Annotated in this window: 15 protein-coding genes; all 15 read right to left on the reverse strand. The window is 58.7% G+C overall.

The features are described 5' to 3' along the window. Positions 1–50: 50 nt before the first annotated feature. Complete coding sequence (locus tag pbN1_RS00005) at positions 51–800, reverse strand: SDR family NAD(P)-dependent oxidoreductase (RefSeq protein WP_169203730.1); 750 nt, start codon at positions 798–800, stop codon at positions 51–53. 183 nt (positions 801–983) lie between these two features. After that, positions 984–1,649, reverse strand: a complete 666-nt coding sequence (gene ebdD, locus pbN1_RS00010) for an ethylbenzene dehydrogenase subunit delta (RefSeq protein ID WP_169203729.1) — start codon at positions 1,647–1,649, stop codon at positions 984–986. Positions 1,650–1,659: 10 nt separating this feature from the next. Further along, positions 1,660–2,304 carry an ethylbenzene dehydrogenase subunit gamma gene (ebdC, locus tag pbN1_RS00015; protein WP_169203728.1) on the reverse strand — a complete coding sequence of 215 codons (645 nt, stop codon included), beginning with the start codon at positions 2,302–2,304 and terminating at the stop codon, positions 1,660–1,662. A gap of 17 nt (positions 2,305–2,321) precedes the next feature. Further along, the gene (gene ebdB / locus pbN1_RS00020; protein ID WP_169203727.1) at positions 2,322–3,380 is read right to left on the reverse strand and encodes an ethylbenzene dehydrogenase subunit beta; all 1,059 of its coding nucleotides are present in this window, start codon (positions 3,378–3,380) and stop codon (positions 2,322–2,324) included. Between the two features lie 30 nt (positions 3,381–3,410). Next, entirely contained in the window at positions 3,411–6,344 is a 2,934-nt protein-coding gene (gene ebdA, locus pbN1_RS00025) for an ethylbenzene dehydrogenase subunit alpha (protein WP_169203726.1), read from the reverse strand. Between the two features lie 803 nt (positions 6,345–7,147). Further along, entirely contained in the window at positions 7,148–7,378 is a 231-nt protein-coding gene (locus pbN1_RS21080) for an EthD family reductase (protein WP_169203725.1), read from the reverse strand. After that, entirely contained in the window at positions 7,338–7,517 is a 180-nt protein-coding gene (locus tag pbN1_RS00035; protein WP_169203713.1) for a hypothetical protein, read from the reverse strand. Before pbN1_RS00035 ends, pbN1_RS21080 begins: the two co-directional genes overlap by 41 nt. 12 nt (positions 7,518–7,529) lie before the next feature. Continuing rightward, the gene (locus pbN1_RS00040) at positions 7,530–8,483 is read right to left on the reverse strand and encodes a YCF48-related protein (protein WP_169203724.1); all 954 of its coding nucleotides are present in this window, start codon (positions 8,481–8,483) and stop codon (positions 7,530–7,532) included. 78 nt (positions 8,484–8,561) lie between these two features. Next, positions 8,562–9,947 carry a benzoylacetate-CoA ligase Bal gene (bal, locus tag pbN1_RS00045; protein ID WP_169203723.1) on the reverse strand — a complete coding sequence of 462 codons (1,386 nt, stop codon included), beginning with the start codon at positions 9,945–9,947 and terminating at the stop codon, positions 8,562–8,564. 16 nt (positions 9,948–9,963) lie between these two features. Then, entirely contained in the window at positions 9,964–10,845 is an 882-nt protein-coding gene (gene apcE / locus pbN1_RS00050; protein ID WP_169203722.1) for an acetophenone carboxylase subunit epsilon, read from the reverse strand. Between the two features lie 45 nt (positions 10,846–10,890). Beyond that, positions 10,891–12,945 carry a hydantoinase B/oxoprolinase family protein gene (locus pbN1_RS00055; RefSeq protein ID WP_169203721.1) on the reverse strand — a complete coding sequence of 685 codons (2,055 nt, stop codon included), beginning with the start codon at positions 12,943–12,945 and terminating at the stop codon, positions 10,891–10,893. A gap of 25 nt (positions 12,946–12,970) precedes the next feature. Continuing rightward, positions 12,971–15,172 (reverse strand): acetophenone carboxylase subunit gamma, encoded by a 2,202-nt coding sequence (apcC, locus tag pbN1_RS00060; protein WP_169203720.1) that lies wholly within the window; start codon positions 15,170–15,172, stop codon positions 12,971–12,973. Further along, positions 15,169–15,576 carry an acetophenone carboxylase subunit beta gene (gene apcB, locus pbN1_RS00065; RefSeq protein ID WP_169203719.1) on the reverse strand — a complete coding sequence of 136 codons (408 nt, stop codon included), beginning with the start codon at positions 15,574–15,576 and terminating at the stop codon, positions 15,169–15,171. Before apcB ends, apcC begins: the two co-directional genes overlap by 4 nt. Before the next feature lie 26 nt (positions 15,577–15,602). After that, the gene (locus pbN1_RS00070) at positions 15,603–17,579 is read right to left on the reverse strand and encodes a hydantoinase/oxoprolinase family protein (RefSeq protein WP_169203718.1); all 1,977 of its coding nucleotides are present in this window, start codon (positions 17,577–17,579) and stop codon (positions 15,603–15,605) included. An 892-nt stretch (positions 17,580–18,471) separates the two neighbouring features. Further along, complete coding sequence (locus tag pbN1_RS00075) at positions 18,472–19,551, reverse strand: NAD(P)/FAD-dependent oxidoreductase (protein ID WP_169203717.1); 1,080 nt, start codon at positions 19,549–19,551, stop codon at positions 18,472–18,474. Positions 19,552–20,039: the final 488 nt, after the last annotated feature.

Genomic DNA, 20,039 nt, shown 5'->3' on the forward strand with positions numbered 1-20,039 from the left:
CACAAATGCCGGGCGCGGAGAAAAGCGTGCGCGAATTTCACGGCCGCCTCTTAGTGCCTTACCATGCCGCCGTCAACGGCAATCGTCTGGCCGGTAATAAAGCTGGCATCGTCGGAGGCAAGAAAGGTCGCTGTACCCGTCAGGTCCTGCGGCACCTGAAGACGCGGAATCGCCTGAAGCATATTCGGTAGCACATCGAACATTTCCGACAACGGCGAAGCTTCGGTCGTTGCTGTGCGAACAAGGCTGGGCGCGATGGCATTGACAGTGATGCCATGCTTCCCAAGCTCCGAGGCTAGCGCACGTGTGAAACCAATGTTTGCTGCTTTGGTGCTGATGTAGTGGGTGTACGCCTCGATCTTCAGCCAATACGTTGTCGAGGTCAGATTGATGATACGCCCCCATCCCGCCTTCTTCATTCCCGGCACGAAGGCTTTTGCCATCAGAAACCCGGAATCGACGTTGATTTCGAATGTCTTTTTCCACTGTTCGAAGGTGAGGTCGTCGAACGGGATGAGCGGATAGATGCCGGCATTATTGACAAGGATGTCGCAGCGACCGAAGGTCGATATCACCTTCTGGCCGAATGCCTCGACATCATCCGGCTTCGAGACATCACATTTGACCGTGAGCACACGCCGACCATACTCCTTGACTGCCGCCTCGGTCTGCGGGGCCAGCGCCAGATCAGCAATCACAATATCTGCGCCTTCACTCGCAAACCGTTCAGCAATCGCCTGGCCTATGCCGTTAGCGCCACCCGTGATGACCGCAATCTTGTCTTTCAGTTTCTTGGTCATGGGACATCCTCCTAATGATTGGCCGCACGCGGCAAATATTTTGACTCTGTTTGAATCGCTTGGTTGGTCGCTGCATGGCGCACCCATGCAGCAAACCCCAATGCACCAGCCGTCGAATCATGAAGCCGAGGTCTTGATCCCGGCCTCATCGGTTACTGCCAAAGTTCAAACGTGGCATCTCAGCTACTGAATGGTCCGACGACGTCGGTTAAATTCCGTATCTCCCTCGACAAACTGTGCGAGAACCTGGGCCAAGGACCCGTAAGGGGTGTCTTCCGCCATTGAGCGAAGTTTCTCGCTAAACTTCGGAACCCAGTCGGCAACATGTTTTTCCAGAAAGTCGCCTTCGGCCGCCACGTAAATGTCTGCCACGTCCTCAGGCGCCCCAGCCTCCAGGAATGTCAGGTAATGCAGAAATTCAAGTTGAATGCCAACGTGATCGGGCCATTCCTTGCATCTACCGAGGTCGTAGTTCAACCCAAAATGCTCATAGAATCGAATCAGTTCTTCCCAGACGTACTTGGTGTCTTTCTTGGAATAGTCCTTTTCGTGCAATGACACGGCTGGCCGCCCCGAGCAATTGTCGAAAATACCGCTGTACATCACCGCGAAGTTCTCGGCATCCGCCCCCTGCGACGCATCAAACTGCGCGATGGATTCGATTGCGGGAACCGGGAATGGAAGTTCGTCCGCCGCCTCACGTAACTGACGCCTGGTTTCAATCAAGAAATCCTGCTGCAAGCCGTCCGGCGGATAGGCGAAAACCCGACTCAATATCTTGTAAAATTGCGACCGAGCGGCCGTGATTCGGTTGTGCGACGAGAGTTCAACATCAAGATCGCTGTTCATTTGACGGCCCTCATTTCCGAATATCGAAATCAACAAAATCGCCGGAAAAGGACTTTCGTCCCGACCGCTCGGCATTCCCACCGCTCCAGACGGCAAATGCAATCTTCGAACTGCCGCCGGCCTGAAGCGTGGCGAATCCTTCGCCGCTCGTCAATGACCGGCGAAGGATCACGTTCCATTCTCCGTTCCGATGCTGGGCAACAGCCTTGAGGTCGCTGCCCGCATTGTCTTTCAAGCGACGAACCGCAGAAAACCCTTCGGCAACAATCTCCATTGGCTCTTTCGCATTCGCCTTCCAGTACCACGCATTTACCGGCTTGCCCTTCGCGCCCATCGTGACTGCGGTCGCACCTCGTGCCACAGGAAAAAGTACGCCGACACCATCGACAAAGGAATCCAGATCAGCCACCTTGTCGTGCTTATCCGACGCCCACTTAAGACGAAGCGCAAGCATGCTTCCGTTGTGCAGTGCCGCGACCTCCAAACGCCTTATCACCCCGTGGCCTTCACTCAGTGCCAGGAAAGGGGAAACCTCCTGCACGATTGCCAGAGGTGTGGGAAACATCTCGAACGCCGCATTTTCAGCACCTGACCAAATTGCCGCGTCCAGATCAAGCAGCGCGTCGTTACTACCCTCAATTCGTTTCGCTTTCATCTCTTTCCCCGGTACCGTTAGGACTGAGTCAGCGGGTCATTGGTGAACCCCCCGAACCGATCGGTCCACGTCTTGCTAATCAAGATGTCCATCAATTCGGATCCACGGCCAGCTTTCATGTTTGCCCTCTCCGCGTGCAACACCCCCAACACGCGCTTTACCTCCAACCCGAACAGCCCTTCGAGGACATCGAGCGGGATGCGGGTCTCGTCAGTAATTTCACCATCCTGCCCGAAGCCGCGCGCACCCATCGGCGGCACATAGTAGATATTTGGGCCTGTTCCGTATTCAGCATGAAGCGGCAAGGCAACCTTCCATTTTCGAACCAGCTTGTAGACTTGACTGTCCTTGTCATCGAGATAGCCGAAGGCGCGGACCCGACCGGGACATTGCCGGTTACACGCATTCGCGATCCCCTTCTCGAGCCGGGGATAGCACAAAATGCACTTCTCGCTCGTCTGCGATACCGGATTGAAATAGATTGCCTTGTAGGGACAAGCCTCGACGCAATGGCGATGCCCCTTGCAGCGCTCTTGGTCAACAAGAACGACACCGTTGTCTTCGCGTTTGTAGATTGCTCCGGTCGGGCAAGCGGCAAGGCATGCCGGATTCGTGCAGTGGTTGCACATTCTCGCCAGATAGAAGAAGAAAGGATTTGGCCACTTTCCACCGCCCTGATCCTCGTCCCAGTTGTACCCCCAGTCGGGGTCCTTGCCGGTCGCCTTGCTGGTCGGGTGAAATCGAACTGTCTGCCCTTTTCCCTCGTAAAACACCTCGTTGTGGTTGAACTGGAAATCATCTCCAGAATCAATCATCGTTGGCAGCTTTCCCGGTTGCGGCTGGCCCTTTTGGAAGCCGCCCCCCTTCTTCTCATAGTCGCGCGGGTACCCCTTGCCGGGATAGGTCGTCACATTATTCCAGCGCATGTGTTCTGTTCCCGGCCGCTTGGTCCAAAGATTCTTGCAAGCGACGGTGCATGTCTGACACCCCATGCACTTGTTCAGGTCAATCACCGTGGCGAGTTGCCGCTTCGCCTTTCTCAGTTCACTCTTGTTACCGTCTTGCACGTAAGTCATGTTCGTCTCCAACGACTGATCCCAGAGGCACTATGCCTTTTTGATGCTCACCCGTACGCCACGGTCCGTTACTGGCGCTGGACTTCCGTTCATGAAGTAGTAACGGAACTGTTCGTAGCCGCCTGCCAGGTGAAGGGGCTTGGGCATTCCAATGAGCAGGATGTCATAGGGCTTCCAGTCCTTGTATTGGTGGGCATCCCAGAAATACACGATGCACTGCTTCGGCTGAACATTTGGTGCCGTGCGGACCATGATTTCGCAATCCGCGAAATCGTTGAACAACTTAGCCATCTCTCCGTCCTTGATGCCGAGCTCTGCAGCATCCTTGGCATTCATGTGGACGACCGGTTGTCCGCGATGTAGCCGAGACAGGTGGGAGTTCGTAAGGTGAGTGGAATGGATGCTCACGCGCGGGTGTCCCCCCGTAATCTTGAAAGGATGATCGCCACCCACCATTGGCGTATCTTTGTGCGTCGGCAGCCCTTCGCCCGCCTCAAGATACCAGTCGTGATCCAGGTAGAACTGTGCGCGCCGCGTGTGCGTCGGGAATACCTTCTTGTCCTCCACATGCCAACGCAGCGGATAAATCGGCTTGGTCACGTCGATCTCGTTGCCCTGCGCATATTTCGAAGCGCCTGCGCCAAAGCTCAGAAACCGGGTCTGGCCATCTTTCTTGAATTTTTCGTAGCTATAGTCCTTGGCGAACACGCCGACCGCCTTGTTGATCTCCACCATCTCCTTCATGCAATCGTCGTTGGTAAGGAGGCGACCGTTCATGGTGAATTTGTCATACAGTTCGCCATACTTGCGTTTTTTCCCGTTATGGTCGGTGTACTCAACAAGCCCCCTTGCCTTGGCGCGCTCGCCCATCTTTTTCAGGATCAACGCGATTCCGTCCCACTCCTCGCGGCATTCGCCCGGTGGTGGCACGGCGCGATCGACAAACGTAAAGAAGGGATTGCCGCTGCATGGCGTAGTCATTTCGTGCTTCTCGTAATACCACGCACAGGGCAGCACGATATCCGCGTACATCGCCGACGAAGACATGCGGGTTTCCAAGGCAAAGATCATCTTGAGCTTGGGAAACAGGACTTCCGGGAACATCTTGGCGCCACTGCGCTTGCGCCGCATCGGATTCTGGGAAAGCAGCATGTAGACGTGCGGCGTCTTGTCGGGCGCGGGGCGAATATGATCTTTAGTCCACCACCCTTTCTTGATCGCCTCGTCCAAATATCCGCCATAGGACTTCTTCAACGCCGGATCTGACCATGCCTGGTTGTTCCACAATTGGTCGTAACCGACGTGGTAATACAGCCACATCGCCGGTGGCACCAGACCCACCGCAGCAGTCACTGCCTTGATGAATTCGATGTTGCTCATCTCGTCTGTGGCTGTGGAATCTGCCGCGATGGTGCGCTTGTGGAAGTCTTCGGCCATGTGATGCAGTTCATCCATGCCGCCTTCCGCCACGGGCTTGTTCATCACGCCCAAGAACAGCATGTTGTCATCGGCATATGACCACGCAAAGAAACCCGTGCCCGGCTTGCCCCAATTTCCACTGAGCGCCATCGCCAGGAGCAGGCTCCGCTCCATCAGGTCGCCGTGGTAGCTCTTCGCCGAAGAGAAGCCGATGTAACTACTCGTGCGTTTCTTGGCGACCTTGCGACCGATTTCCCGGATCAAGGATGCGGGAACGCCACTCTTCGCACTCGCCTGCTCGGGCGTATATTCCTTCAAGTGCTCCTTGAGCGCCTCGAAAACAGTTCTGACCTGAACGGACGTTCCATTTTTCAGCTTGACAGTAGACGCCCCCTCAAGGGCAGGCACAATATCCAGCTTCAGCGTGCCACGGTTCGCCTTGTGCAAGGCTTTCGATTTCTCGTCGAAGAAGTAGAACTGCTTCTCGTCGCCGCCATCAATGTCCGCGGCGCTCAAGAATTTCCCCGTGTCCATCCGCACCAACAAGGGCATGTCGGTCTGCTCGCTGACGAACTGGCGATTGATCAATTTCTCCTCGACCATTACCTGGGAAACGCCAAGCCAGAAAGCGGCGTCGCCACCGACCCGGACCGGGACATGGAGATCGGCGGCAGGGGTCGTCGGGTTGAAGTCGGGCGCAACCACGACTACCTCGGCGCCCTTGTAGCGCGCCTCGGTCATGAAGTGATAACTGGACGGATAGGTATACGACCAGTTGCTGCACGTCATGAAAATCAGTTCGGAGTCCAGGAGGTTATCGGCAGAATAGCCCATATGCATCTTGCCGAACGTATGAAACGCCCCCATGTAGGTGTCGCCGATATCGACGTTGATGTCCGGCGAAACGCCATCCATCAGATAGGTCATCCGGAAGCCGGCGCCCCAGGCAATCGAACCCGCATGCACGTGCGGTGCATCCAGAATGAACCCGTCCGAAGTTTTCTGTTCTTCGAAGCTGTCTATAATGGAATCGGCAATCGCGGTCGTCGCTTCGTCCCAGGAAACCCGCTTCCATTTGCCTTCGCCACGCTTGCCCACGCGCATAAGCGGGTATTTGACGCGCTCGTCGCCGTATAGGTTGTTGTTGAACGCGGAACCCTTTTGGCAACCCAATGGATTGTAATCGACATAATCGACGCTGCATGCCGCCGTCTTGGCCGCCTGCTCCTCGCGCCAAACAATTCCATTTCGGACGTATACGTAGAACTTGCACGACCCCTGTGGCCAGCAAACATTCAAATGGGAACCCCAGGTGACCTTGTCCCATTTCCACTCTTTTCGATAGATGTCTTCCCAACTCGCATACTTCGGCGATGCTGTACCGGCGTTCGCATCCTTCACGAAACCAGGCGCCAGCCCACTGGCCAGCGACGACAACGACAGGGAAAGCACACCCGCCCCGCTGCGCTTCAAAAAATCGCGCCGGTGTTTGTCGGGTACGACGGTAGTTTCGGGTTCCACAGAAATCGTTTTGTCTCGAGTCATATCAAGGCCCCTTCCTGTTGATCGCGCAGTCCGCGCTTGCCAATCCAAGTACGGTTCCGACTCTATGTCGAATTGCGAAGCCGGAAAATTGGCAATGGACACCTAAGAGCTAAAGAACTACCCGTATTGCGGCGCACCACTCAATAGGTCGGAAGGAACAAATTTGCCGCGCAGTCTCGATGTGCTTGCAGCCTGCTTGATATACTCAGCGCCAGCGCGGACCCAGGTGACAGTTTGGCGAGTCGATTCCGCGGGATTCAGCCAATCGCGATAGACGTTGTCGATCCGTCCATTGCAGGCCATAACACGAAGTTCGCCTCCTCGCTTGTCGTGAGCCGATGCGGTTCGCGTGAAGTGCGCCGTGGGTTTCGAGAATTGTCTGGCAAACCAGTGACAGCAACCGGCGATTTCGTAGCATAGGCCGCCGTCGCGTTACCAGCCCGGAGCCCGGTCGACTACGGCTGCGGCCCGGGGGAGGGGCGATCGCACCACCCGGGCGCGTGCCGGTAAATTCACGCACGTCTCGCGACGACGCCCTATCGTCCCGCTGGTCGCCTGCTGCGCAAAGTACCCCCTGGATCTTCGTGCCAACGAGACCGTTATGGATGCGGTCACCGCCGTTCTGGTACAGCGTCAACATCAACGCCGTGCATGCAGCAAAGAATGCTTGCATCATCTTGGCGATGATGGCCGGAGGTACTTGGCCCGGTGGCTGTACAAGCGACCGGGGCCAGCGCAGAGACAAGTCACACTGCCAGGTTACCCGGCGCCAACCGCAGTCCTGGACCTACTACAACACCTGGCTATATAACTGCATCGCTGATCTGAATTGTGGGATTAATGTTGGTAAACATTGGAAGGTCTCTCATGATCGCTTCGGCGTTTGGTCCGAAAGCGGTTTGGAAGGCATCAACAGAATCAAATGTCAGGTGAGCCATCGCAGCAAACGTTGCCGATAGTTCTGGCTGCGCGCCTGCCAGTCCATGGTCGACGTCAATCCGCTTGCACGCTATTCCGAGTAACTGTTTGACCATAGGGCAGGCACAGGGCGAACAGAATGGTGACAGTGAAGATGAGGCTCAGGACGATCTTGGGGTTAGCAAACAACCATTCCTCACCCTGTTTGAGGACATGAGTGATCTTGTGGCGCAGGGCATGCGGACTGCTGACCATGGGTATCTTCCTTCAGTTGACTTGGGTGCTGATGACGCGGACGAGTCCGCCCGGCCCACCGATGGCTATGGCGGCTTGTCCGGGCAGCGCCGCGCCAGCACCGAGAAACACCGGCGCGACGTCCGGGTAGGGCATTGGCTGGAACGCGTTGCCTTCCAGCCGGGCGACGATACCGCCGCCGCCGACGCCGTAAGGTTTGCCTTCATGCAGGAATAACCGGTACAGAGGCGCTTGCGCGGCGTTCTCGATCTTGTTCCAGGTATTTCCGCCGTCTTGGGTACGCAAGATAGTTCCGGCAATACCGCTGGCGTAGCCTTCCTTGCGGTTCATGAAGACTGTGCTGTATGGGTAGAACTCGCCGCCAATGCGCGCGCCCTTCTTCCATGTGGCGCCGCCGTCTTCAGTAGCGGCGACGAGACCGAATTCGCCCAAGGCAATCCCAACTTGAGCGTCGACCATGTCTAACGCAGTGATTTGCGCGTCCTCTCCCATGTCGGTGACTTGCCAACTCGCGCCTCGATCGGCGCTTTTGGCGATGATGGCGCGCGACCCGCCAATATGCCATTGCGCTTTCGCATCGCAAATGATCGTGAGCGGAATCCGCGGCTTCTCGAGGGCGATGCTCTTCCACCCTGTGCCTCGCGCATCCGCGCTCCAGACCTTGTGGTTGAAGTCGATGCCGACAAAGCTGCCATCCGGGCATGCCGCGAGCCCGATCATTGAGACCGGGCCAAGAACTTCCCGCGACCACGTCTTGCCCTGGTCCGCTGACACCACCACCGCGCCGCTTTGCGTCCCCGCCACCACTACTGTTCCATTCGCTGCCAGCGATTGGGAAATGTCGTAACGTTTGATGGGTTTGGCTCGCTCAGCGTCCGTCGTGCGCAAGTCCTGCGCTTCGGTGCACGCGCCGAGCAGCATGGCCAGCAACAACGTGACAACGATTCGGCTGTTTGGCATGTTCATTCCTGGTTCAGTTGCTGTGTCATGATCATCTCGATTGTTCGACCACGGTGCGCGGCAACGCGCTAGCGCCCGTTTGGCTCAAGCAGCGCCACGAATCGCGAGCAGTGAGTTCTTGTAGACGCTGCGGGGCAGGCTGCCTGGTGCCAGCACCGTGACCGCAATGCGGACCTGCAATTGCGTGCGGACGCATTGGACGATGGCCTCGGCCAAGCCCGGGTAGATGCCGGCATCCATCGACGGGTGCGCCTCAACGTCAACCGGGATCGGATCGTCGAAGCGGACCTGGTCGGCGCGCTCCTTCCAGATACGCAACATCGGCTCGATTTCGCCGGCGAAGCGCTCGGTGACCAAATCCCGGATCGCGGTCGGAAACACGTTCATGCCCTTGTAGATCAGCATGTCGTCGGTGCGTCCGATGCAACGGATTCGCGGGCTCGTACGTCCGCAAGCGCATTCGGTGCCGATCACGAGCGCGTGGTCGCGGGAGCGATATCGGACCAGAGGGGTCGCATCCCGCGCAAAGGTGGTATAGACGATTTCCCCGGTTGCTCCCGCCTCCCAAGGAACAAGGTCGCCGGTATCTGGTTCGATCAGCTCAATCGCGACATGTTTCTGCGCATTGAAGTGCATGCCATCGTGCTCCTCGCACTCCCCCCACATTCCGGAAATGACGTCTCCCAGTCCCATCACTTCGCGCAGTTGCGATATACCCAAGCCGCGCATGATCCGGTCGCGGATTTCCGGCTGATTCAGGCCAGGCTCACCGCCGCACAGAACCTTCCGCAGGGCTGACGGCACACCTGTTTCACGACCGACCGCATCCCACTGCTCGGTGAGGTAAAGGCCGAATGACGTCGTCGCAAGCAGCGCCGAGGTGCGGAGGCGCCGCATTTCCCGCAGGATGCGGTCGGTTGGAAAGCCTCCGAGCCAGCATAACGTCGCGCCAATGCGGCGAAATCCGTCGGCATAAGGAAGGCCGCCGGCCACCATCGGCAAACCGACCAGGTGCGCGACAACATCCGATTTGCGCACCCCTGCGGTGAAGAAGTTGTTGGCGATAGCATCCGACCACACCTCCATGTCCCGTTGCGTCAAGGCATAGTAGAGCGGCCGGCCGGTAGTACCCGACGACGACACCGCCTGTACGATGTCAACGAGCGGAGCCGACTGATTTCCACCGAAGGGCTCGGTATCGCTCGCCTGATCCTGAGCATTCCGAATGGCATCTTTCATCGTGAACGGCAGCTTGCTTAGATCGGCCAGGGAGCGGACTTTCAAATCCGCACTCAGATCAGCATGCAGCGTCCGATAAAGCCCCGAGCGCTCGCGGAGTGGCAACAACATGTTGCCGATTTGCTCTGATTGCCAGCGCTCGACTTCCTTCCACGGCATCGTTTCCAATGCTTCATTCCAGTATTCGCGCGTCCCCGTATGGCGGCGCTCGGCGACAAGTTCGGTGTGCATGACTTCTCCTCCCAATTTACTGAGCACGCACGTGCTCGACGTGCGCCTTGAGCACTGCGATTTCCGTTTCCGGTGGAACTTCGCATTCCGTCGTAATTACTCGCTCGGGCGCCGGTTCCCCCGACAGGACGGGCCACGACGCCGGATCGCAAAGCCAGGTTCGTCCATGAATCCGCGCCGGCGGCAGCGGCGGATGCCCGATTGCCGGGCACGGCACGGCTTGCCCCGGCCAGACACCCGGCAATCCGGCGGCGGGGAGCACCAGCAGTGGCGGGACGCGGTGGAAGCGCGCGACATTGCCTGCGGTGGCGAGGGCGGCTTTCCAGAAATCCTCCTGGCCATCCCCCGGTCGCTCCGCTTCGTGCCACGCAAGGAGATTCACCCCGGCCTCGGCATACATGCTTGCCAGCGCAGCAAGCAGTCGACCGGCAAAGTCATAGGCCGACTCGTCGTTCGCCTCGATGCCCGCAGCGCGCAATTGGGACACCAACGAGGCCGGTCCGGTCAGCGCTGCGGCGATCACCGGTTCGCTGGCATCCGTGGCGGCGATCTGGCGCACCGCGTCGAGCGAGGCGGCGATCCTCGGGCTGGCCCTTAACCGCCCGACATCAATGTCGCCGGCAACGGCCACACGCCCTGCACCCGATACCCGCGGCGGCCAGACATCCTGCGACACGTCGACACCGACGGCTTCAACTTCCATGCACGACGGCACCGCACAGATCAGCGCGTCGAGCTTCAGCATGCGCCTGAGTTCCGTGAGGTTCTTGCGCAGACGCGTGCCGTCACGGACCATGTCGGTGACCGAGATCGCCTCAATCTGGGCGGCGCTGCCCAGAATCAGCGGGGCAAACAGCGGAGCATGGGGCTTGCCCGCACCGCGGGCGAGTTCCTGCATGCGCCGTCGCCAGGTTGCTCCAGCGGCATCCATGTCGCACTTGTCCTATGCGCGCAGCAGCGGCTGGATGACTTTCGCGTCGGGCCAAGAGCCGTAATACTTGAGGATCTCGTCCGCCGGCTTCTGCTTGAGCCATTCCGGCTCAAACTTGTCATAGGACACGCCGCGCTTACGACGTGCGCTGTGCTCCTCGGCACGCAGGCGCGCCGTGCCATCGAGATTGACCCGGCGCTGCACCTCATCCCAATCCACTTTGTAGATTTGTCGGGCGGTGTCCGCGGTGAGGACGCCCTTGATCAGGTCGACTTCGACCGACTTGGGGTCGCGGTCAAGCGGATCACCATAGCCGGTCCCTCCGCAGGAGAAGGCGAAGGTGACGACATCACCATTGTCGTATGGCCTTACCGAACGCCCCTGAAACTCGATTTCGTAGTCGCCTTCGATCGTCCGCTCAGCCAACAGGGTCTCGACGTCCAGTTTGATCTTGTCGTTACCCTCCGCCATCAATTCCTTGATGTTGGCTTTGCGGATGCCGATGCCAGGAACTGTGCATGGTGCATAACCACCAAACAACGGCTGCGGCGTTTGCAGCTTCGTGTTGTCGGCGATCGCCATCATGTAGAGATTGGGTACATGGTGAGCGACCCACACCTGCGCCGTGCCGACGCCGCCACGGTACTTTCCATGGCCGCAAGAGTCCTTCCAGTGATTGGAAAGTGGCACCAGCAAGGGAAACTCGTTCTCCACCGATTCCGTGTTGGGCGCGCGGCCGAACACGCACCACGGGAAGCCGAACGCATCCATGCCGTCCTCGGTCGGACGCGCGCCTTGCCCCTCGGTGTTGATCGAGTAGGCGAGCATGTCGGCAAACGGTGCTCCCCACTGGTTTTGCCCAGCCAGAACCAGTGCATTACCGCCATTGCCCATGGAAGCCCCTGACTGCTTCCACAACGAGGTCGAGAACATCGCTTTGGCGCAGGAGTTGTGCACCGCACTCATGACGCCGGTGGATATCATGACCGAGCACGATGTTGCCGCGCGCGGATCCGGACTCAGACAGGTGCGCTCGCCGAATTTGAAATCGATATTGGCGAACGTGCCGTTGCTGATCGGCAGGTCATGAAACAGATACTCGTAGATGTAATTCGAGAAGTGGGCGATCGCCGCCTGCGGGTGGGCGTTGTACGGCGACGGCGTCTCGGGACCGGTTTCCGACAGGTCGACCAGCATGCGGTCGCCTTTCTTTTCGATCGTCATATAGCATGAGCGCACGAGACCCTGCTTCAGACCGACTGCGTCGCTGAAAGTCACGCAGCGGTACTTGCCGTCGGGCCACTGCTCGATCAGTTCCTTCGCGCCCGCTTCCGACACCTGCAGCATCTTGCGGAACAGTCCGGTCACATAGTCCGCACCTTCGCGCTCACACAGTTCGATAATGCGCGTGCGGACGCGGTCGGTAGTGGTGCAACGGGCCTTCAGATCGACTGCGATCATCGAGGGCGCGCGAAGGCCGAAGGCGGTGAACATCGTCACCACGTCTTCGCGAAGCTTGAAGTTATCGCCGATGCGCATCGGCGGCAGGTTCATTCCTTCTTCGAAACGCGTCGTCGCCGACACCGGCATGCCGCCGGGCTCGATGGCGCCAGTCTCGGTGGTATGCACCAGCGCCGCCGTCCAGGCGATCAACTTGCCTTGATAGTACACAGGCATGCACACCATCTGGTCGGGGTTATGTACCCCGCCATAGACTGCGTCGTTGGCGAACCACAGGTCACCATCACGAATTTCATCGCCATAGGTGGCGAGGATGTACTTGATGATCAGTGGCGGAATGACTGCGTGCAGGTAGGTACCGCAGGAACCATTCACAATGTCGCCGTCGGCAGTCATGATCGCGACCAGCGAGTCGCCGGCAACGCCCATCGCGCAGCGGCAGGAGCGGACGAACACATCCATGCCTTCGTCGAGGATGTCGTTGGTACGCTGAAAGCCGATTTCAAACTGCGCCGGATCAATCTGTGCCGCCAGTTCGAGTTCGCGCGAACTCGCCGGTGCCGGCTTAAGCCAGGTCAGCTTCTGCTCGAGTGTTGGAATAGCCATCTTCTGTCTCCTAATCGTGCCGTTTTCAGGCGATCGCTGCGTGTTCGACGCCACCAATCCGGCGCGTTTGCGGTGCGGGACCAATCGCCTCAAGGACGCCAAGCCCGTGTTTGTCGATCGTCAGTCGCTGCGTCGGCGGGACCACGATCGTCGTCAGTTCGGCCTCGACGATCGCCGGTCCCGCGATGACGTTCCCGGCCTGCAGTTGTTCGAACTGGTAGGTCGGGGTGTCGACCCAGTGCTTTGTTTCCGGCCAGTAGGCTTTGCGCTTGCCCAGGAACGCGGCGGACGGATCAGCGCCTTGCAGCGGATATTCGGGGATCGGCGGCTTCCAGGTCGGCAAGGTCACCCGTAGCACGAAGTTGTCGAGGAACACGCCACCTGGCTTATTGACGACCAGCGGACTGAAGGCTTCGGAGAATTCCTTCTCGAACGCCTGGTACACCAACAGCGCATCTTCGTCGTTACGAATGTGCAGCAAAGGCGACGACATGCGCTTGAGGTTAACTTGACCGCCGTACAGCATGTCGAGCTCCAGGCCGAAAACGGCATCGTCGACTTCGAGTCCTTCGCTGCTCAATTCCTGACGGGCACGACTGATCATTTGATCAACGGTCCGGTTGAAGTGCTCGTAATCGACGACGAATTTCTCCGTGATCGGCTCCATAAAGACCATGCGTCGCGACTGCTCGTACATGTGGACGATGTCCATGATCGACGAGCCCATTGCGCAAAATACCGGTGCTGCCGGAAAGACGACCGCCGTGGGTACATCGCCCTTGAGACCCGCCATATGGGTGGGACCGGCACCGCCAAAGGCAAACAACACGAAATCTTCCGGGTGATAACCGCGCATGTGGACTTCGCGCTTGATCGCCGAAGCCATGTTCTCGTCGACGATGTGGCGAATGAGCGCGGCGGCCTCAATGGTTTCGATGCCAAGCGGTTGAGCAATCTTTTCGCGGATTGCCTTTTCCGCCTTCGCCTTGTTGAGCGGCATGCGCCCGCCGTAGTAGGTGTCCGGGTTGATGTAGCCCAGAACCACATCAGCATCGGTCACCGTCGGCTCGGTGCCCCCGAGGTCGTAGCACACCGGCCCGGGCATCGAGCCGGCGCTGCGCGGACCCACTTCGAGACGCGTTCCGTTACGGTCCACCTTCGCGATCGAACCGCCGCCGGCGCCGACCGAAATCGTCTGCATCATCGTGACGTTCACCGCCCACTTGTCGATGACCGGGCGGAACGTATAGTTGCGCACGCTGGACTCGACCACCAGCGCGACGTCGAAGCTCGTCCCACCAACATCGCCGGCGATAACGTTCTTGTAGCCGAGCTTGCTGGCGAAGTAGGCCGACCCCATCAGACCGGCAACCGGGCCGCCGTTGAAGGTCCGCGACGCCGGCGTCTTGAAGATGTCGGCGCTGCCGCCAGAGTTGTGGATCATCAGGAAGGCGCCGTGGTAACCCTTCGCCCGCAGCTTGTCCCAAGTGGCGCCAATGTCGTTCTGCATGGACTGCTGCAAATAGGCGTCGAGCACCGCGGTCATCGTGCGCTCGTACTCGCCGATCTTGGCGGTCACCGAGTGGGACATCACGACCGGCACGAAGCCGATGTGGTACTCCTTGTACTCCTCGCGGATGATCTCCCGTACCCGCTTTTCATGTACGGGGTTCATGAACGACCACAACAACGACACGACAATCGCCCGCGCGCCACGGTCCATTAGCATGCGCAGCTTGGTACGCACGTCCTCCTCGTCGAGGGGGCGAACCACGGCTCCGGATGAATCGACGCGCTCACGAATGCCGAGGATCAGGTCGCGCTCGATCAGCGGTAGCGGCTTGTTCTGCACCGCGATATTGCGCCGCTCGGATACGCGCTTGCCGTCGGTCCATTGCGCGCCTCGGCCGATCAGGATGCCGTCCTCGTGGCCTTCGGTCGTCAACAGGCCGATACGCGGCCCCTGGCGCTGCAGCAGCCGGTTCAGAGCAACGGTGGTCGAATACCGGATGATGTCGATACGCGGCAGCAGTTCCTCGACCGACAGCCCCACCTTGTCGCCTCCGGCCTCAACCGCGTTCAGGAATCCAATTGACAGGTCGTGCGGCGTCGTTGGACATTTTGCAATGTGGCGCTCGCCATCGAGCGTCAGAACAAAGTCAGTGAACGTGCCGCCGACATCGATATCGATCGAATTGATCGCGTCCAGGGTCGTCAGCGAGCTCATGCCATCACCTCCGCTTCGGGCTTGGTCAGTTTTCCGTTCTTGATCACGATTTCCCCCCCCTTCAGCCGCGCCTTGAGGCTTTCGATGTCGACTTCAATATCCACCGTGATCGGGTGACCCGGCGGCAGGTACTCCGTTTCGATCTGCCGGGTACAACCTGGGCAGTAAAACTCCAGGATGCGGACCCAGTTCTCGTCCGGCGCGAAGGTGTATTCGCCGGCGATGACGGGGTTGTGGATCTCCTGCGGACGACGCTCGGCAACAAGGCAACCCTTCTTGTAGCTTTCGCGAGCCGAGATCAGCTTGGCTCCGCAGTCATGGCAGTACCAATGCTCGTCGTTCAGGTCGAGATCCAGGTACTCCGTAAAGCGAATACGTTCATATGTGATGTCGTGCGCATGCATTGCGTTTTCTCCTCTTGAGCTGCGGCTCATTTCGCTCGGGTCATTTCGGCATTGCCGTAGTCATCAACGCGAAGTTTCCAGCCGGGCGGGACCGGGCATGTCAACGTACTTCCGTTGATTACAGCGGGACCTTCCGCCACGTCGCCCACGTTCATCGACTCCCAGCTGTACACCGGAGAGGCCGACTCGGCGGCACCGTTGAAACGCATCTCGCGTTCGCCTGGAGCCTTGATCGCAACGCGATCCGCCCGCTTCTTCATGCCGTGTGACCCAACGACAAAGCGGCTCGAAAGCCGCACGCCCAAGAGCGGCAGACGGGATACGGACGCCGCAGAAACGGCCTTGCTGAGAGCGTCGAACACATTCTTCGCCTCAGACTGCGACAGTTCGACGCGGACGGTAGACACGTCCGCCTCGGTCGCACCGAAGTCGATCTCCCACGTATAGACAGCCTTGGCCGGATCGAAGCTCTCGCCACGCAGATCGCGTTCGGCTTGCGTCTGCAAGCCGGAGAGGATGGGAAGCAAATTGTCGCGAACTGCCGCATCCCAGAGGAGATCGACACCGCGCTCGTAGACGTGCACTACGTCGGAAATTGCAGAGCCGAAGGCACTAAACACCGGGCCGAGGTTGAAGGTGTACGCGACAGGCATCTGGAGTTTCTCGGCCACGAACGCCGCAAACATCGGACCATTGCCCCCAAAACAAAACAGCGCGGCTTCACTGGCCGAGAGTTTCGCTTCTGCGAGGGTCGCCTGTAGCAACTCCGCCATCATTGCCACTGCCTCGTCGCGGATCAGTAGAGCCGCGACCTCCGGCGAGACTCCCATCGGCTTGGCCACCATCCGCTCGATCGCGGCACGCGCCAAGTCGACCTTGAGTTGGCGGCGACCGCCGAGAAAGTTGCAGGGATCGAGATAGCCAAGGACGAGCAGCGCGTCGGTCAGCGTCGCCTCGTTGCCACCAAGGCCATAGCACGCCGGCCCCGGTGCCGCCCCCATGCTTTCCGGACCGAGCACAACACTCCTGTCCTTGACTCGCGCAATCGAACCACCACCGACGACTGCAGAACGCAACATTGCGAATGACGATTGCACCGGCACTTCCATCAATTCGCCACCGCGCTGGAACATTGGCTGCCCATCGCGGATGATTGAAGCCTTCGTCGTCGTACCACCCACATCGAAGCACACGACGTTCTTCAGACCGTAGAGACGGGCCATATACGCGCCGCCAAACGTGCCGAACACCGGCCCCGATTCGATCGTATCAACCGATTTTGTCTTGCCAATGCGGGCGACTCCGCCGTTCGTGTTGCCGATCAGCAGCGGACCAGTCCAGTTGTGCTCGTCCCGCAACACGTCCTCCGCTTTGAACAGCGAAGTCGCCAGCTGCGTGTGCGTGTAGGCATTCATCAGCGAGTAGTGCACCCGCGTCTGATCGTGCCGCAGCGTCGCCATCTCACTACCAAGGAGCACCGGAACCGCGCCGATGATGTGATCGGGATACTGATCCTCGATCACGGCCTTGATCTCCCGCTCCGCACCGTTATCCGGAAAGGAATTCGCCAAGCAGACGCAAATGCGGCGCACCCCACCTTCAAGCAACTGCTTCACGCCTTCGAGGATATCGACGGCTGTCGGACTAGGCGGCAGACCGATGACGTTGCATTCATCGATCAGTTCGCCGACGACTGGCGACTTCGCCGTTCCGTAAAGTGTTTCCTCATGACCTTCAGTGACCAGCAGGCCGACCTTCGAGCCGCGTCGCTCGCCGAGCACGTTCGTTGTGATCGTCGAGGACCAGCGAATCATTCCGACCTTCGCGAGAAAGGCTTCGGTATTGGGGTAACCCAGCCTCTTTGACGCCTCGCTCAGGCAACCGATGAAGGAAACGGTGTAATCGTGCGGTGTGGTGTCCACCTTGATCGCATGCCGCTGTTCCCCATCGGAAACCAGCGCATCGGTCATCGTGCCGCCGGTGTCGATGTCCACGGTGTACATGAAGTTCTCCTGTATGTACGTTCTTCAATCTACCTGGCAGACGAACCTCTTATTGCCCGCCAGTCGTAAAGGCTCAATACGGCTGCACTGTACCGATCGAGCATTCACGCCGCATCGGGATCAAGCACCTAGGCAATAAAGCAAACCCGTAGTGCGCCGCAACACACCGCCACGCCCGACCCTATTTCTTTGTTCTTGTCGCACATGAATAGGTGTAAGACCAGGGCGCTACGGCGGCACGGCGATTCTGGGACTTGCAAAATGCGCCGCCCGGAGTTCCGCCGCCGCCCATTTGAGAACCCCTGACTCAAAGCACCTCGTTATACACAAGTCCGTTCAGGATGCTTTCTTGGGCCGTGAAACACAGGCTTTCGCCCAAAAATTGGGCAAATCTGAGCATTCTGCGGCTCTATGCGCTTGTCCGGAGCGTGTGATTATCGTTGCCAGTGCCGCATCGGTCGCGCAGAAACGCGCATAGCGCTTTGTTTTTAAACACTAAAAGATGTGTATAACGAGATGGACTCAAAGACGTCGCCATTCTCGCGTCGTACGCTTGAGAAACACGCGAGTAGGCAATTGCTATTTACAGAGGCAGTTCTGGTGACAGGCGTGAGGCACGGCGGTGCGAGGCAATAACTATGCTCACTGCAATAGTCAGCATCGCCCACGACGAAGAGGCGGCGCCGAAAGCATGGCAGCGAACGGAGTTCAGCGATCTTGGCGAAACACCGGTTGAAAGCCGACTGCCGCTCGATATACGGCGAAGAAAGATGAGCCGCCGGTGCCCTAGCCAAGCCACGAACGTGCGGGCGGCTCCGCTGACGCGCGCATCGTCACTTGTTTCCGCAACCTCAACGATTTGATGTTCAAGCCCGGATTCAATACGACCAGGTCATGCCACTTGTGAGGCTAGAAAGCGAGCCTGGGAAAGACATTTCGTGACATGCGCGACGATATCCATCGAGTTCTCAGCATAGCGCGGCAGCGCGCTCTTCCCTTCGCGGAATGACTGGGCTATCGCCTTTCCGCATCGATATCCGCTGTCGATCGCTGCACTGATTCCCTCCCCGTTCAGGTACACAAAGTTCGCAGCCTCACCCGCGAGTAGCACGCGTCCCCGACCCAAGTAAGGCGGCGCGATCTGCATTTGGCACCCCTCGTTGCGCCACCAATCGCCCAGGCGTACGTCAAACTGCTCAGCGAGAAAGCACCGCAACCTGGCCATCGACGCCTTTAGTTCTCGTCCCGCAAGCCCGCCAACGCTGAGGACCAGATACTCGTCTTTCTGATGCACGCAGTTAAGCATTTCGCCGACTTCTGGAAGAAAGAATACGGTCCAGGCATCCCTGTTCAACAATCCGAGCGACTCCAGTTTGAAGTAACTCTGCAAAGTCTCTACTGCAATGCCGTTGCCGACTCCCAGGGATTGGGGGGTCAGCAGTCGCCGGACGATGGAATTGCCGCCATCAGCACCTACGAGATATTTGCAGCGATATCCTCTGACGCTCTCCTGCCCATTTTCCGAAGACTCGTCCACCCGGACCCGGACGTAATCCGCAATCTCTCCGAATCCTCTGACGTTTGATTGGTCGCGACACTCCGCCGCGGAGAGTTCCAACAGCCACTTGTCGAATAGGTTGCGCCAAACATTCACATACCGCTCCGAAAAGCACCGGCCGTCCTTGGCTATTTCCAAAGGGTAACGGCGATAGCCATATTCAGCGCCCCACTCCCGAACGTTGCGCGCCTCAATGACCTCGGGAGAGCAATGAATGGACGCCGGCGTCTCGGCTTGAAAATAGCGCCGAACAAGCGCTTGCGTTTGCCCGAACAGGACGCCTGAACAACACTTGTAGCGGGGCAAAACTTCCTTTTCCAGCACCAAGACGTCGATACCTTCGTCCCGGAGCGCCTTGGCACAACTTGAACCTGCGGGCCCCGAACCGACGACGATAACGTCCCGTTCCTCCATGCGTCCCTCCCCAAGTTCCATCCGAGGCAGCAGCGTGACGGCAGGCTGCGCACATCCGCGGCAATCCATTCCGCATTAGCCGAAGCCGCCGGGAACTGATCCGAACGGAAGTCGGCCTGATTCGTTCGCCTGCAAACCTGAGTCGTATCCGCCGCTGCGGCTAATCCCGATTTGGCCTGCACATTATGAGTTTTCCAACGAGTTGCTCAATGCATAGCCGCAGCGAAGTAATCGCGCTGACGTGCTAGCGGTGGGAACCTTAAATCAGATTGGAGTAGTTCAAAATCGGTGTTGAACACCTAAGAGCTAAAGGTGTACCCGTATTGCGGCGCAATACGCGGGTGATGGATCGGAAAGAATAGGGTTCAGGGAAATAGCGATCGATCGCAGCTGAATAGCCGAAACCGCGGGCTCAGCCTTCGCGACCGCGCCGTCTTGCGCTGCCCGGAAACCACTGAACGACAGCAGCAGACAAGATTCGATCAGCG

It is taken from the genome of Aromatoleum bremense (assembly GCF_017894365.1).
GTDB classification, from domain to species: Bacteria; Pseudomonadota; Gammaproteobacteria; order Burkholderiales; family Rhodocyclaceae; genus Aromatoleum; species Aromatoleum bremense.

Excerpts from the sequence above, each read along its gene's own strand:
- pbN1_RS00005 (WP_169203730.1), bottom strand. The coding sequence starts at position 800 with ATGACCAAGAAACTGAAAGACAAGATTGCGGTCATCACGGGTGGCGCT.
- ebdD (WP_169203729.1), bottom strand. The coding sequence starts at position 1,649 with ATGAACAGCGATCTTGATGTTGAACTCTCGTCGCACAACCGAATCACG.
- ebdC (WP_169203728.1), bottom strand. The coding sequence starts at position 2,304 with ATGAAAGCGAAACGAATTGAGGGTAGTAACGACGCGCTGCTTGATCTG.
- ebdB (WP_169203727.1), bottom strand. The coding sequence starts at position 3,380 with ATGACTTACGTGCAAGACGGTAACAAGAGTGAACTGAGAAAGGCGAAG.
- ebdA (WP_169203726.1), bottom strand. The coding sequence starts at position 6,344 with ATGACTCGAGACAAAACGATTTCTGTGGAACCCGAAACTACCGTCGTA.
- pbN1_RS21080 (WP_169203725.1), bottom strand. The coding sequence starts at position 7,378 with ATGGTCAAACAGTTACTCGGAATAGCGTGCAAGCGGATTGACGTCGAC.
- pbN1_RS00035 (WP_169203713.1), bottom strand. The coding sequence starts at position 7,517 with ATGGTCAGCAGTCCGCATGCCCTGCGCCACAAGATCACTCATGTCCTC.
- pbN1_RS00040 (WP_169203724.1), bottom strand. The coding sequence starts at position 8,483 with ATGAACATGCCAAACAGCCGAATCGTTGTCACGTTGTTGCTGGCCATG.
- bal (WP_169203723.1), bottom strand. The coding sequence starts at position 9,947 with ATGCACACCGAACTTGTCGCCGAGCGCCGCCATACGGGGACGCGCGAA.
- apcE (WP_169203722.1), bottom strand. The coding sequence starts at position 10,845 with ATGCAGGAACTCGCCCGCGGTGCGGGCAAGCCCCATGCTCCGCTGTTT.
- pbN1_RS00055 (WP_169203721.1), bottom strand. The coding sequence starts at position 12,945 with ATGGCTATTCCAACACTCGAGCAGAAGCTGACCTGGCTTAAGCCGGCA.
- apcC (WP_169203720.1), bottom strand. The coding sequence starts at position 15,172 with ATGAGCTCGCTGACGACCCTGGACGCGATCAATTCGATCGATATCGAT.
- apcB (WP_169203719.1), bottom strand. The coding sequence starts at position 15,576 with ATGCATGCGCACGACATCACATATGAACGTATTCGCTTTACGGAGTAC.
- pbN1_RS00070 (WP_169203718.1), bottom strand. The coding sequence starts at position 17,579 with ATGTACACCGTGGACATCGACACCGGCGGCACGATGACCGATGCGCTG.
- pbN1_RS00075 (WP_169203717.1), bottom strand. The coding sequence starts at position 19,551 with ATGGAGGAACGGGACGTTATCGTCGTCGGTTCGGGGCCCGCAGGTTCA.